12 protein-coding genes are annotated in these 14,085 nt (G+C 54.4%); 6 read left to right on the forward strand and 6 right to left on the reverse strand.

Going from position 1 to position 14,085, the window contains the following annotated elements:
- Positions 1-12 precede the first annotated feature (12 nt).
- Entirely contained in the window at positions 13-1,602 is a 1,590-nt protein-coding gene (locus B156_RS0111615; RefSeq protein ID WP_018619890.1) for an acyl-CoA carboxylase subunit beta, read from the reverse strand.
- Positions 1,603-1,709: 107 nt separating this feature from the next.
- Between B156_RS0111615 and B156_RS0111620 the strand changes: the two genes are divergently transcribed.
- On the forward strand, positions 1,710-2,423 hold the full coding sequence (locus B156_RS0111620) for a hypothetical protein (RefSeq protein WP_018619892.1): 714 nt from the start codon (positions 1,710-1,712) through the stop codon (positions 2,421-2,423).
- Between the two features lie 55 nt (positions 2,424-2,478).
- Positions 2,479-3,534 carry a type IX secretion system protein PorQ gene (gene porQ / locus B156_RS0111625; protein WP_018619894.1) on the forward strand — a complete coding sequence of 352 codons (1,056 nt, stop codon included), beginning with the start codon at positions 2,479-2,481 and terminating at the stop codon, positions 3,532-3,534.
- Between the two features lie 73 nt (positions 3,535-3,607).
- Here porQ and B156_RS0111630 read toward each other — a convergent pair whose 3' ends face one another.
- Positions 3,608-5,497 carry a beta-N-acetylhexosaminidase gene (locus B156_RS0111630; RefSeq protein ID WP_018619895.1) on the reverse strand — a complete coding sequence of 630 codons (1,890 nt, stop codon included), beginning with the start codon at positions 5,495-5,497 and terminating at the stop codon, positions 3,608-3,610.
- A 158-nt stretch (positions 5,498-5,655) separates the two neighbouring features.
- On the opposite strand from B156_RS0111630, the gene hslU reads away from it, so the two are divergent.
- Entirely contained in the window at positions 5,656-7,050 is a 1,395-nt protein-coding gene (gene hslU / locus B156_RS0111635; RefSeq protein ID WP_018619896.1) for an ATP-dependent protease ATPase subunit HslU, read from the forward strand.
- Between the two features lie 104 nt (positions 7,051-7,154).
- On the opposite strand, the gene B156_RS30825 is transcribed toward hslU, so the two are convergent.
- Genes B156_RS30825 through B156_RS0111655 form a run of 4 tightly spaced genes read right to left on the reverse strand, consistent with a single transcriptional unit; the run spans position 7,155 to position 11,112 of the window.
- Positions 7,155-7,601, reverse strand: a complete 447-nt coding sequence (locus tag B156_RS30825; protein ID WP_157627015.1) for a S41 family peptidase — start codon at positions 7,599-7,601, stop codon at positions 7,155-7,157.
- 17 nt (positions 7,602-7,618) lie between these two features.
- The gene (locus B156_RS0111645; RefSeq protein WP_026260778.1) at positions 7,619-9,424 is read right to left on the reverse strand and encodes a S41 family peptidase; all 1,806 of its coding nucleotides are present in this window, start codon (positions 9,422-9,424) and stop codon (positions 7,619-7,621) included.
- A gap of 30 nt (positions 9,425-9,454) precedes the next feature.
- Entirely contained in the window at positions 9,455-9,853 is a 399-nt protein-coding gene (locus tag B156_RS0111650; protein ID WP_018619897.1) for a hypothetical protein, read from the reverse strand.
- On the reverse strand, positions 9,853-11,112 hold the full coding sequence (locus B156_RS0111655; protein WP_018619898.1) for an MFS transporter: 1,260 nt from the start codon (positions 11,110-11,112) through the stop codon (positions 9,853-9,855). Before B156_RS0111655 ends, B156_RS0111650 begins: the two co-directional genes overlap by 1 nt.
- 240 nt (positions 11,113-11,352) lie before the next feature.
- Between B156_RS0111655 and mltG the strand changes: the two genes are divergently transcribed.
- The 3 genes from mltG (at position 11,353) to B156_RS0111670 (ending at position 13,936) form a co-directional block, all read left to right on the forward strand.
- Positions 11,353-12,390: an endolytic transglycosylase MltG gene (mltG, locus tag B156_RS0111660; protein ID WP_018619899.1), complete on the forward strand. Its 1,038-nt coding sequence runs from the start codon at positions 11,353-11,355 to the stop codon at positions 12,388-12,390.
- 84 nt (positions 12,391-12,474) lie between these two features.
- Entirely contained in the window at positions 12,475-12,894 is a 420-nt protein-coding gene (locus tag B156_RS0111665; RefSeq protein WP_018619900.1) for an acyl-CoA thioesterase, read from the forward strand.
- A gap of 91 nt (positions 12,895-12,985) precedes the next feature.
- Positions 12,986-13,936: a YihY/virulence factor BrkB family protein gene (locus tag B156_RS0111670; RefSeq protein WP_018619901.1), complete on the forward strand. Its 951-nt coding sequence runs from the start codon at positions 12,986-12,988 to the stop codon at positions 13,934-13,936.
- Positions 13,937-14,085: the final 149 nt, after the last annotated feature.

Here is a 14,085-nt window from a genome sequence, read left to right on the forward strand (position 1 = left end):
CGTGGTCATGGCTCACAATGGAATATTCCCGTGCTTTTTCTTTGGCATACTGGCTACTTTGTTTTCCAGCATCCCAAACGCCCGGATAAGTTTCTGACGGGTCTGGTCGGGCATGATCACTTCGTCGATGTAGCCCCGGAAAGCGGCCCGGTAAGGGTTGGCAAACTTCTCGGTATAATCCAGCACTTTCTCCTGGAGTTTGGCCTGCGGGTCTTCCGCTTCGGCAATTTCGCGCTTGAAAATAATCTCGGCGGCTCCGCTGGCGCCCATCACGGCAATTTCGGCCGACGGCCAGGCGTAATTCATATCCGCCCCGATATGCTTGGAATTCATCACGTCATACGCCCCGCCGTAGGCCTTGCGGGTAATCACCGTAACGCGGGGCACGGTGGCTTCGCAGAAAGCGTACAGTAACTTCGCACCGTTGGTAATGATGCCGTTCCACTCCTGGTCGGTGCCGGGCAAAAAACCGGGTACATCTTCCAGCACCAGCAGGGGTATGTTGAAGCAGTCGCAGAAACGCACAAACCGGGCGGCTTTGGTACTGGCGTTGATGTCCAGCACGCCCGCCAGCACAGCGGGCTGGTTGCCCACAATGCCAATGCTCCGGCCGGCAATCCGGGCAAAACCCACCACGATATTCTCGGCGAAGTTTTTGTGCACCTCCATAAAACTATCCGTATCCACCAGGGCCTCGATTACCTCCCGCATGTCGTAGGGCTGGTTCGGGTTATCAGGGATGATGCTGTTCAGGGCCGGTCGGCTCTCGTCCGATGCCCCATCGTAGGCCAGCATGGGTGGCTCGTCTTCGCAGTTTTGCGGAATATAGCTTAGCAACTGCTTGAGATGCTGAATACAGGCCAGTTCGTTGGCGCAGGCAAAATGCGTCACGCCCGACTTGGTACTGTGCGTGCTGGCTCCGCCCAGTTCTTCGGCCGTTACACTTTCGTGGGTAACGGTTTTCACCACGCTGGGGCCGGTCACAAACATATAGCTCGTATTCTCGACCATGAAAATAAAGTCGGTTATGGCCGGTGAGTACACCGCGCCCCCGGCACAGGGACCCATAACGGCTGAGAGTTGCGGAATAACGCCCGATGCTCTGGTATTTCGATAAAAGATGTCGGCGTAGCCCGCCAGTGATAAAACGCCTTCCTGAATCCGGGCCCCGCCGGAATCGTTCAGGCCAATGATGGGGGCACCATTTTGCAGGGCCAGGTCCATCAGTTTACAGATTTTTTCGGCGTGGGTTTCGGAGAGCGCCCCGCCAAACACGGTGAAGTCCTGCGCAAATACGTACACCAGCCGACCCGCCACGGTGCCGTAGCCCGTCACGACACCATCGCCGAGGTAGTGTTCTTTGTCCAGCCCGAAATCGCGGGTGCGGTGCATCACAAACTTCCCGATTTCCTCAAACGACCCTTCATCCATCAGCAGGGCGATGCGTTCGCGGGCGGTCAGTTTCCCTTTTTTGTGCTGAGCATCAATGCGTTTCTGGCCACCGCCGAGTTCGGCTTCGGCATTTTTCTGGGCCAGTGTTTCTGTTTTATTCGGTTTTAAGAGTTGGGAATCCGGTGTTAGTCTGGCTGTTGATGGTTGCATAAGCGGGGTATTAGGAAAATGACGTATTGGCAAAGTTAATTTTTCTTCCGGATTCCAACGGGTATGATTGTTTTTGTATCATCGTTCTGTAAAACGATCTATCCGGTATGCTGTTCTATCTGCGTAGTTTTATTTGTTTGCTCCTGCTGGTCCGGTCAGCCCATGGGCAGGACTCGACAATCCAGTATCTACCGGTCCACGTAGTTATAAAACTGGCTCCCCTCTCCCTCCTGCTCGACCCGGATGCCACCATTCAGGGCGGGCTGGAAGTTCGGTGCAGCCCGCGAAATTCGGTGCAGGCCGAAGTGGATTTTGGCCATAAAGGGCTATCCGTGGTGCCCGATGAAAAACAACACTTCGCCGACTGGTCCATCTGGCGGGTACGCTCGGAGTGGCGGCACTATACGGGCCGGTACCGCACGAACAGCCGGAAGAATATTCATATCCGCAGCCCATTCCCACTGGGAAACTACCTGGCCATCGAAGGGTTCGCCAAACAGATAAACGCCACCAAAAACCTCGTTCTGTACGACCCCGACCCAAACTTCCCCAACAATCAGCAGGAAATCAGTCGGTTTGTACTGGGAAGCCACATCAAGTGGGGGCGGCAGATAGCCATTCCTGGGCAGTCGCTTTCCACGTTACCCCGCGTGTTACTGGATTTCTATTTGGGCGTAGGGGCTAGGTACGGCATAACCGAACTCACTCCGCCTATTGATACGTCCGGCGGTGGGTTTACTTACGACCGCTTTAGGCCGGGACTGAGCAACCGCCTTCAGCCCAGCCTGGCCCTCGGCCTGAAAATTGGGTTTGGGTTGTAAGTGAGGACCCGGCTTTTTTTCTGACCTTTGTTACCGACAATTCCGGTTTGACCTCTTGCGTTTTTGGCTCTGCGTTTTTCCTGTTTTTTTAACGGCCCTTGCGTCCGTTCGTGCCCAGTCCCTCGGCGGGCAGCGCGTCTTTTCGTTTCTCGACCTGCCGACGCACGCCCGCGTAGCCGCACTGGGCGGGCAGGTGGCCAGCGCCACCACCCCCGACGGTGCCTATCACCTCAACAACCCCGCCCTGACTGATTCGATTAAGAACAACGAACTAAGTATCAGCCTGATGCCTTACCTGGCTGTCGCAAAATACTATACCCTGCAGTACGGGTTACCCATCAGAAAAGCGGGCACCAGTGGTCATTCCGGTTGGGCCGTTGGGTTGCAATACCTGAGTTACGGCCAGTTCGACCTCACCGACCCGGCGGGCAACACGCTCGGCACATTTTCGGCCAACGACTACGCCCTGAGCCTGACCCACGCCCGCACGGAAGGCAACTTCACCCTTGGGGCCACCATTAAAGCTGTTGGCTCCAGCATCGAAACGTATTCCGCCTTTGGTATTCTGGCCGACCTGGGGGGCGTCTGGCGGCACCCCAAACGCAACCTTACCTTTGGTTTAGTCGCCAAAAATGTGGGCTATCTGATTAAGAACTACGGGCCTGCAAACCGGAACGCCGGATCGGCCGACCTGCCCTTCGATTTGCAGGCGGGGGTAACGCTGAAACCGCAATACGCCCCCATCCGGCTGACGCTGACGGCCCACCACCTGCAACGCTTTGACATCAGTTACAACGACCCGAACCTGAACGTCCGCTACGACCTGAGTGGTAACCCCATTCCCAAAACCATCAGCGTAACCGAGAAACTAGCCCGGCATCTGAGCGTCGGCGTAGAACTGCTGATTCATCGCAATGTAAACCTGCTGGTTGGTTATAACCATCAGAAACGGGCCGAAGGCAGACTGACCACCGGGGGCGCGGGTATTTCCTTCGGCGCGTCGGTGCAGGCAAAGGGTTTCCAGCTGACCTACGGGCGTTTCACCTCCATTCCAACGGCGGGCACCAGCCAGCTATCTCTGCGGATTGATCTGGAGCGGCTGCTACACTAAACAAAAAGCCGCACCCCAACCGGTACGGCTTTTCAGGAAATCCTCACGCACACGCGTCAACCATCAACCTGCTTCACCCCCGCCCTACCCGCTTCTGCAAGGCATCGCGCGACAGCGTAATCAGATGTCCGATGGGTTTTCCATTCCGGTACGTAATGACCCGGAGCGTGACGGGGCCTTCGGGCAGGTCGATGGGCTGGTTGTAGCGGGTCGAGAACGAATCGGGCATGGTATCGTCGATGGTGTAATAGAGGTCCAGTCCCGGTGCTTCACTTCCCAGTTCGAGCCGGAGTTTTCCGTTGTTCATGCTTGTTTTGACGATGGCATCGTAAATGGCTTTCGAATAGTTTATCTGCGCCACGTCGGCCCGGTCGAAGTGGGTTTCTACGCGCTTCACGAAGTCGGGCCAGCTTTTGGCTTCTTTTGGCGACCAGAACACTTCCGACAATGCCCAGGCGCGGGGGTAGGTCATGTATTCGGCGTAGCGCAATGTGGGTATCTGCTCGGTCCAGAGGTTCCCCTGCCCGCCCAGAATGTATTTGGCATCGACCCCGTCCGGCACGGGCTCGTAGCTGTAACTTTTGCTGGTGCGTAGGGTAGCGTAAATGGGTGGGTCAATGGTTACCTCGCCCTGGTTATAGTCCAGATAGGCAAACGTTGTCGGGGTCATCACCACGTTATGGCCCTCTTTAGCGGCTTCAATACCGCCTTTGATACCCCGCCAGCTCATGACGGTAGCCCCCGGCGAGATACCACCTTCCAGAATTTCGTCCCAGCCCAGCAGTTTCTTCCCCTTAGCGGTCAGAATTTTCTCCACGCGCCCCATGAAATAACCCTGCAAATCTTCGACGTGCCGGATGTTCAGTTTCTTCATCAGTGCCTGACAGCCGGGGTCCTGCGCCCAATATCCTTTGTAGCACTCGTCGCCCCCCACGTGGATGTATTGGTTCGGGAAGAGGGCCGCCACTTCGGTAAATACCTTATCCAGAAACTCGTACACCTTCTCATCCGATGGATTCAGCGTATTTTCCACTTTCATTTTGAAGGTACCGTTGCCGTACCAGTCCGAAAATGAGGTTCCGGGATTAACACTGACAATGGCTTTTGTGCAGCTCAGTTCCGGGTAAGCCGCCAAAGCCGCCATGCTGTGGCCGGGTACGTCTATTTCGGGTACAATCGTTACGTTGCGGGCCTGCGCATAAGCCACTACGTCGCGAATATCATCCTGGGTATAAAAGCCGCCGTACGTAGCCGGTTCGCCGGGTTTGGGCTCAGCCCGGTCGCCGAAGTGTCCGGCCCGGGCTACGCGCCACGCCCCCACTTCGGTCAGTTTAGGTAGTGATTTGATTTCGATACGCCAGCCGTTATCATCCGTCAGGTGCCAGTGAAACGTATTGTATTTCAGCCGGGCTAACTGGTCGATGTATCGTTTCACCTCGTCTTTGGTGAAAAAGTGGCGGCTTACATCCAGCATAATACCCCGCCAGCCAAAGCGGGGGTGATCCACGATCCACACGGCCGGCAGCGTCCAGGTGCGGGCGGTCTTTACGACCGTTTTACTTTCGATGGCTGCGGGCAGAAGTTGCAGCAGGGTCTGCATGCCGTAAAACAGCCCTGCCGGGCGGTTAGCCGTAATAACCACCCCTTTTGGAGAGCTGTTAAGCGTGTAGCCTTCGTCGCCGAGTTCAGCCTGGCGGGCATCGGTCAGGTTCAGTTGAATCGTGCCCGTTTTGCCCGGTCGGGCCGCAATGCCGAATCCGGTAGGCACATTCAACCGCAGGCCGAGCATATCCGCCACGCCCTGGGCTTCGGGTTTGTTGTAGTGGATGCTGGCGGATTTTGTCAGCGAAAAAACGCCCGTTCGGGGTTGTACACTAGCGGGTTGGGGAATCAAACTGACCGGCGACTGGGCCTGGGCAGTGGCAATACAAAAGGCAAAAAGAAACAGCAGACTCCGGTTCATGCGTTGCGTGATTGATGGTTATAGGGTAAAGCGAATTAGGGCTGTATTTTAATGCCGAACGGTCAAAACCCAAATTTACCCCGTCCATCTGGCACATTTTCCGGTTTCCTGCGTTTCTTTGACAGAGCGTATGGAGATGATAGACTCCCTCTTGATTGATGACAGAATTACTGAAAGACCTTACCCCCCGGCAGATTGTTGCCGAACTCGACCAATACATTATCGGCCAGCACGATGCTAAACGCAACGTTGCCATTGCGCTGCGTAACCGCTGGCGACGCATGAACAGCCCGGCCGACATGCAGCATGAAATAACGCCGAACAACATTCTGATGATTGGTGCCACGGGCGTCGGGAAAACCGAAATTGCCCGGCGACTGGCTAAAATTGCCGATGCTCCCTTCATCAAGGTCGAAGCCTCCAAGTTTACCGAAGTAGGTTACGTAGGCCGCGATGTAGAAAGCATGGTGCGTGACCTGGTCGAGCAATCCGTCAACATGGTCCGGTCGGCCAAGAAAGAGGCCGTGCAGGTACGGGCGCAGCAACTGGTGGAAGATGCCATTCTGGATATCCTGATTCCATCCGTCAAACCAGTTACAACGAATGGGCAGGTCGGCTTTGAGAACGAATACAAAGGCGATTCCGACGCCGAACTAAACGAACGCACCCGCGAACGGTTCCGCGAGAAAATCCGCTCCGGCGAGATGGACGACCGCAAAATAGACATCGATGTACAGCAGAGCCAGACCCCGAACATTGGGGTGATGGGCGGTTCGGTGGATGATTTGTCCATGATGAATATCCAGGAAATGATTGGCAACATGATGCCCAAGCGGGGTAAAAAACGCAAGGTCACCATTGCCGAAGCCCGCACCATTCTGCTGGAAGAGGAAGCAGCCAAACTCATCGACATGGATGAGGTGAAGGAGGAAGCCATCCGCAAAGCCGAAGACGCCGGTATCATCTTCATCGACGAAATTGACAAAGTAGCCTCGGCCCGGTCGGGCAACGGCGGTGGCGGCCCCGACGTGAGCCGGGAAGGTGTCCAGCGCGACTTGTTGCCCATTGTGGAGGGGAGCGCCGTCAATACCAAATACGGCGTTATTCATACCGACCATATTCTGTTCATTGCCGCCGGTGCCTTCCACGTGGCCAAACCCAGCGACCTGATTCCCGAATTGCAGGGGCGTTTCCCGATTCGGGTGGAGTTGCAGAGCTTATCGGAAGATGATTTTTACCACATTCTGAAAGAGCCCCGGAACGCCCTCACCAAGCAGTACGAAGCCATGCTGGAATCCGAAGAGGTCAAACTGACCTTCGATGATGATGCCCTGCGCGAACTGGCCCGGATTGCCTTCGAAGTAAACGGCGAGGTCGAAAATATCGGCGCCCGCCGATTGCAAACGGTGCTGAGTCACCTCATGAATGATTTCATGTTCGACATTCCCGACGTTATTGGGGCCAATGCCCACGTAGTTGTCACGAAAGAATTAGTAAACGAAAAACTGAATGGTCTGGTGAAGAACCGGGATTTGAGCCAGTTTATTCTGTAGCCATCCATGGCCCGGGCCGTGAACTAAATCAGCGCCACAAACAGGACAGCCCTTCCTGGTCGTACTGAAATCGGTACGACCAGGAAGGGCTGTCCTGTTTGTGCTTACTTCCCAAGGGTCAGATAGCGAACAGCCCGGTCCAGCACTTCGTCCCGGCCCGCCCGAATGCCTTTGATAGTGGGCCGAATCCGTATTTTGGGCTGCAAACCAACCTGTTGTAAGGGACGCCCATCGGCGTGGCGCACGTCGTGGCCGCTGAAGGACAGGCTGATGCCACCCGGAATGGTAAAGTCCGTAACATCGCCATTGGCACCGGCGCTGGGGCTACCAATAAACTCGGTGCCGTTGGCCGCTTCAAAAAATAGGCCCGTGTGCTCGGCCTGGCTTTGGGTTCGCTCGTCAACGAGCATCACGGTTTTGCCTTTGTAAACCCACTTACCTTCGCCGGGCGGTAGTCGTTGCGCGAAAGAGTATTTCTGCGAAGAGCCATTGGATTCTCCGTTGGCTATGTCCGGCTCGTTGGGAGCATAGCGGAAAAACTGGGCTGCCACCACGTTTTTCTGCTCGGTCAGGCGGGGGCAATAGCCCAGGCCGTGCCTTGCGGGTAGTTGCGGGTATCGAAGATAATGGCTTTTGTATCCCGGAATGTCTCGAACATGCGGTCGACGTCTTTAGTCTCCAGCCGTCCCATGTCCACATAACCGATTTTACCGGGCAATAGCCGAAACGTGACCGATGTATCGGGGGGAGGTTGTAACTGGCTGGCGGGCTGACTGATAAGCGAGATCGTTATTTCGCGCCCGTCGGCCCCCAGCAGCCCAATGCGAATGGGCGTACCTACGGGACTCCGCAGCAGTCGGTTCCGCACGTAGTATAGTCGGGTCCAGTCGTTGGATGCGGGCTGGACGGCTGACATCCGGGCGATGCGCGCGTCTATTTTTTCGCCGTTGACTGCCGTAACCAAATCACCCACCCGAATACCTTTTGCCGCTATCGAATCGGCATAAACCCGGGTGATAACGGGTTTATTTTCAATAAATTGAATATCAATCAATACCCCGCCATTTCCAGCGTAAGCGGGTAGAGCTGAGCCACTGATGAAGCCGTGCCCATCCTGAATAGTCCGGTAAAAATGGGCGATGGCCAGGGCATACTGCATCGAGTCGCGGGCGGCAGCCAGTTCGCCAATGGCCGTTCGGAGACTGGTGTCCCAGTTGGTGGGCATCAGGTCTTTATAGGCGTGGAAATAGTGAATGATCGACCATATTTTAGCGCCCGCCAGCAGCCGGTAGCCCAGCGCGGGAAATTTACCGGGGGGGTACCCGGCGGACGGGGGCGTTACGGGCAGGGGCGCGGCCGTGCCAACCATGGCGGCAGCTGGTTTCTGCGGGGAATTTTTCAGCTGGTCGAATGCATACCCGGTTGCGTTGTCGGCCGGTAGTATCGAAACGCCCGTCAGGCCGATGCTACCGTCGGCGTTGACCAGCTCACCCGTTCGGAAACGAACGCTGATAGCATCGCTGTACGGAAAGGTAACCGTCCGGGCCAATTGTGCGTCCGAGAGGGTATCGGTGCTGTAAAACCGGACGTGGGGCCGGGTTCTGAGTGCAAACAGGCTGGGTGTCAACACCGAATTTTTGTTTACCAGAATAGTCAGCGGGCGATTTTTAGCTGTTCGTCGGGGTTGTATTGTCTGACCGCTCAGGGTGTAGTAACCTGACCAGTAGCCACCGCTGGAGTTGCCGCTTTCGGGCGCGAAACCGCTGTAATTTCGTAAGCGTACGCCCGCCGTAGTGAACTGTTCTGCGGATAACAAGCGCTCTAACCCTACATACTGGAAGGCGTACAGGAAGCCTTCCGACTCAAAATCTGACAGTTGCCGGCTGCTGCGCAAATCGAGAAGAACGGCCCGCGCACGGGGCAACAGACTGGCGAGCGTTCCCACTTTTTCGATGCTGCGTTCGTAGTCCGACACGCCCGCGTAGCCGTTAGTTTTGAGGACCAGTATACTGTCGGGCGTAACGTAAACCTGCATCGAATCGGCGGGGGATGTTGCCGTCGCGGCCCGTTTTGTGGTTTGCTGAACAATCGTTGCCTCATCATTCAGCACCCCCAGGAGTTGCCGGATGGCACTTACAGCTTCTTCATCCGTTTGGGCGTTGGCTACCTGCGGAACCGTAGCCGCAAAAGCCGAATCCCAGTTGATGGCTTTATAGCCCGGATAGGGATGGAAAAATTTGATGTGGCCGTACAACTCCGACAGTTTGGCAACCCGTTCGATCTGGTCGGGCGTGTAGACAGGCGACTGTGCCGATGCAGTTGCAACGGCAACGCAAAACAGCCCTGTCAGTATGTAAATTGCAACTCGGTTCATATCGTTTTTGCGTTGGAATTGACTAGTGGGTCACTCACTAAGCAGGAGCACCACCTGCCCGATAGCCCGGTTCGTATCGGCCCGTTTCCGGTCGGGTGGGTCGAACCGATTGAATGGGCAAAGTTCGAGTACAAAAGTTTCATCAACGGTTTCCTCCTCAATGGGCGTGTATAGCTTATACCCTTTCAGCGTAACGGGCAGGATGCCGTGCTGACGTTTGAACCGGGTGAGTAGGCTGGCCAGCAACTTTTCTACGGATTCTGTAGGTACCCCATCGGCAGGGACAAAGCGAATTTCGGCCTGGTTTCGGTCGACGAGGGTTTGCTCATCCGGGCCAAAGTGCCCCTGGCAACTAGAAAACGTGCGGACCAGACCGGTTTGGTTCAGCGCATCGACCAGGGGACGTATTTCAGGTTCAATCGTATCCATCAGGGTTCCCCGTCTACCAGGGCCATTTCGTCGGCTTCGTTCATCGGAATCAATCGTTGCCGGTTCCCGTTTCGCCAGAACCAGCCTAAGTACCCAACGGCCAGCAGGGCCATGATGGCCGACACACCAAACGATGCCGCCATCCCCGGTTCACCCACTACATTATTGAGTACCCAGCCCGCGCCCACCGCCCCCAAACCAATACCCGCTTCGAGGGCAATGTACATGGTAGCCATGGCCCGTCCCCGCGTTTTCTCGTCGCTCAGGTCGACCGTCCAGGCCTGGACGGTCGGCGAATTCATGCCCCACGACATGCCATAGAAAACGGCCGCTGTCCAGAACCACGCGGTCGAGTTGGCCAGCATGAGCAGGACCATCGACACCACCAGCACACAGGTCGAAATAAACAGCACGGGCAACCGACCGTACCGGTCAGAACTGCGGCTGAATAACAGCCGGATACCCAGCGAAGCAATGGTATAGACGGAGAAAAAAAGCCCTTTGTTGGCGATACCGAGCGAGGTACTCAGCGTGGGCACCACAATCAATACCACCCCCGACGAGAAGGATTGCAGCAGCAACACAATGAACGGCGGCAGGGCCGACTTATCGAAGATCTCCTCTTTTTTCAACCGCAACAGACTAAACCGAAACGGCTGCGTGCTGACCAGCGTTTCGGGCATTTGCAGCAGGATAACGATGGATAGCAGCGCAAAAGCCGACGACGTCCAGAACATAAGCTGCATGGAAAAATCGGTGGCTAACCAACTGCCAATGGCGGGGCCCAGCGACATGCCCATGGCCGTAAACAGGCCCAGGGTCCCCATGGCTTCGCCCCGCCGGTTGGCGGGAACCATATCGGCTACGTAGGCAGCCGTAGCGGTGGGTTTGGTCCCCGTAGAAAACCCGTGAATAAGCCGGAGCGTCAGGAATCCCCACACCGTGAGCAGGTAGGGGTACAAAAACCCACACACAAAACACACGATAGACCCGAACGCCATGACCGGCACCCGCCCTACGGTATCCGTAATTTTACCGCTGAAGGGGCGCGATATACCCGCCGTGAGTGTAAACAAAGCGATAATCAACCCTACATACTCCTTACCACCCATCTTCGTCAGATAAGCGGGCAGTTCGGGAATCATCATCGAGAAACTGGCGCAGAACAGAAAGTTACTGGAAGCAAGCAACCAGAACGAAAACGTATAGAGCGAGGGGCCCCGGCGAGTCTGGCGGGTAGATGAAGAGCGAGCGGTCAAAACCGGTTGATTGGGTGCGCACAAATTTACGATGCTTTTATGATAAGGGTGCGGGTTGGCCAGATGAAAGATGAACGGGATAACACGTACTTCACGCGCTACTAGACGAACGGGTCATGTTTTGGCGTAAATTTGCGGCATACTATAAACAGAATCCGGTACGATGCATGATGAGCCATCTGCAATGACTTTCTGACCGCAGCCGTTCCTTGTACAGTAACCATTACTCACCTCTTTACCATGTCCCAAAACCTTAAAATAGGCTTATTCCTTACGGTATCTATCCTGCTGACAACATTTTCGTTTTATTTCTGGCAGATATACCGGAGCCCGAACCTGCTGGTGCAGGACAATGACAAACCATTTGCCTTGTTGATTCCGCCTGGGGCTACGTTTGAGTCCGTTATGGATACGCTGAAGAAACACGATGTTGTGAATGATGAAACGTCGTTCCGGTTTCTGGCCAAGCTGATGAAGTATCCGGAGCGGGTAAAAGTAGGCCGTTACGAAATTCGGCCGCGCATGGGCAACCGCGAAGCGCTGGTCAAACTGCGTAATGGCAGCCAGGATGCCATGGATGTAACGTTCAACAGCATGCGGCAAAAGAGTGACCTCATCCAGCGACTGGGCAGCAAGTTTGCCTTTAGCCCCGACTCCCTCGGCACTTTACTGAATGACCCGGCTACCTGCCAGAAATTCGGGTTCGATACCACAACCATTGTTTGCCTGTTTTTGCCCAACACCTACAAAATGTTCTGGACCATCAAACCCGAAGCCTTGCTGGAGCGGATGAGTACGGAGTATAAGAAATTCTGGACCCCGGAGCGGCAGGAAAAAGCCAAAGCCCTGGGGATGAGCCAAACCCAGGTGCAGGTCCTGGCCTCCATTGTAGCGGCCGAAACCAACAAGCGGGATGAGCAGCCACGCGTGGCGGGTGTGTACCTGAACCGACTGAAACAGGGCATCAAACTGGAAGCAGACCCGACGGTTATTTTTGCCCTGCGCGATTTTGGCATCCGCCGGCTGCTGAACCGGCAGCTGGCCGTCGATTCGCCTTATAATACTTACCGCTACACCGGCCTACCTCCCGGCCCCATTAACCTGCCCGCTCCGGCTACCATCGATGCGGTGCTGAACGCCGAAAAGCACGACTACCTGTTTTTTGTGGTGGATGCCCGTTTCAATGGGTATCATACCTTCTCAAAAACCCTGTCCGAGCACATGGCCAATGCCCGCCTGTATCAGCAGGCCCTGAACCGGATGAAAATTATGAAATAAGTTTTTGAATGATAAATTATAAATGATGAATGTTGCTTTACATGAAAAATTCATCATTTATAATTTATCATTAATTTTCCACCTATGCTCACTCACGAGATTACAGCTATTAGGGTTCGTTATTACGATACGGATCAGATGGGAATTGTGTATTACGGCAATTACGCCCGGTTTTACGAGATTGGGCGGGTCGAGGCTCTTCGTCACCTCGGATTGAGTTATAAACAGATTGAGGAAGACGGTATCTCGATGCCCGTTTATGACCTCCACTCCCGCTTTATTCGCCCGGCCAGGTACGACGACCTGCTCACCATTCGCGTCACCATCCCGCAGCTTCCCAAAACCCGGTTACTGTTTGAGTACGAGATTTTCAACCAGCACAACCAGCTACTAAATGCGGGACAAACGACCCTGGTTTTCGTCCGTACCGATACCGGCCGCCCCTGCGCGGCTCCGCCTGAACTGGTCGAAGCAACAAAACCTTTCTTTCAGGAAGGCAGTTAAAACACGCATAGTTGTTCGTTGGCCAGTAGCTGACCGTCAACATTAGCCGGTTCCTGGCAGGTAGACATCGGTACTAACTACACGAATCAATATGTTCGATAAACTATTGACTAACAAGTCACTCCTGAACGTAAAGGCGTGGCTGAAAAGCCATCATCCTTTCAATTCGAGAAGCACCTGGTACACGTTTCTGAAGCGAATGCTGGCCCAGATTGTTGATAACGACACCAGTGAGCGGGCTGCTTCTGTTTCGTACAGCCTTATTCTGGCTGTATTCCCGACTGTTATTTTCTTTTTTACCCTGATTCCTTACATTACGTTTATCCCCGATCTTCAAAAACAGATCATGGGATTTTTTCAGGAGGTATTACCGGGAAATACCTTTACCATCGTCAACACCACAATTGAGGATATAATCAGTCGCCCGCAGAGTAATGTGCTGTCGTTTGGTTTTTTGTTGGCGTTGTACTCGGCTACCAGCGGTTTGGTTGCGTTGATCCATGCCTTCAACTCATCGTATAAGTCAGCGGAAAGGCGGAGTTTTTTAAAAATCCGGGGTATCGCGGTTGTCCTGACGTTTACCCTGGCTTTTGCCCTGGTTCTGGCCGTTGTGGTGCTGATTATTGGGTCCAACGTGAGTGATTACCTGCTTCACTTTGGCATTCTAAACAACGTTTTCTTCGCTAACCTGCTGGATATGGGTCGTTATCTGGTCGTTTTCGCGGTGTTTGTCGGGGCCGTTACGATCATTTACCGGCTGGGGCCCAATGTTAATATGAAATGGGTATTTATTATGCCGGGCGCTATCACAGCGTCGGTGCTGATCGTACTGACAACCCTCGCCTTTTCTTTTTACATCTCCAACTTCGGTTCCTACAACAAGGTATATGGGTCTATTGGCACACTTATTGCTCTGATGATCTGGATCAACCTGATCTCGCTGCTGCTCATTCTGGGTTTCGAGATGAATGTTGCCCTTTATAATCTGGAAGGCGACGAAAACCCCAGTGAAGCGCAAAAAACAACAAACGCCACCCCTTAAGACTAAAGATGGCGTTTGCGAAACCTAACCCATAAATGTAAAGCACACATTCCAGACTGACGCCCAAAGGGCACAACTGAACTGTGTTCGGTAGTGAAGTTTGCGAAAAGTGTGCCAACCTTGCTTTATTGAAAAAAATAAACCCTTAT

It is taken from the genome of Spirosoma luteum DSM 19990 (assembly GCF_000374065.1).
GTDB classification, from domain to species: Bacteria; Bacteroidota; Bacteroidia; order Cytophagales; family Spirosomataceae; genus Spirosoma; species Spirosoma luteum.

Excerpts from the sequence above, each read along its gene's own strand:
- B156_RS0111615 (WP_018619890.1), bottom strand. The coding sequence starts at position 1,602 with ATGCAACCATCAACAGCCAGACTAACACCGGATTCCCAACTCTTAAAA.
- B156_RS0111620 (WP_018619892.1), top strand. The coding sequence starts at position 1,710 with ATGCTGTTCTATCTGCGTAGTTTTATTTGTTTGCTCCTGCTGGTCCGG.
- B156_RS0111630 (WP_018619895.1), bottom strand. The coding sequence starts at position 5,497 with ATGAACCGGAGTCTGCTGTTTCTTTTTGCCTTTTGTATTGCCACTGCC.
- hslU (WP_018619896.1), top strand. The coding sequence starts at position 5,656 with ATGACAGAATTACTGAAAGACCTTACCCCCCGGCAGATTGTTGCCGAA.
- B156_RS0111645 (WP_026260778.1), bottom strand. The coding sequence starts at position 9,424 with ATGAACCGAGTTGCAATTTACATACTGACAGGGCTGTTTTGCGTTGCC.
- B156_RS0111650 (WP_018619897.1), bottom strand. The coding sequence starts at position 9,853 with ATGGATACGATTGAACCTGAAATACGTCCCCTGGTCGATGCGCTGAAC.
- mltG (WP_018619899.1), top strand. The coding sequence starts at position 11,353 with ATGTCCCAAAACCTTAAAATAGGCTTATTCCTTACGGTATCTATCCTG.
- B156_RS0111665 (WP_018619900.1), top strand. The coding sequence starts at position 12,475 with ATGCTCACTCACGAGATTACAGCTATTAGGGTTCGTTATTACGATACG.
- B156_RS0111670 (WP_018619901.1), top strand. The coding sequence starts at position 12,986 with ATGTTCGATAAACTATTGACTAACAAGTCACTCCTGAACGTAAAGGCG.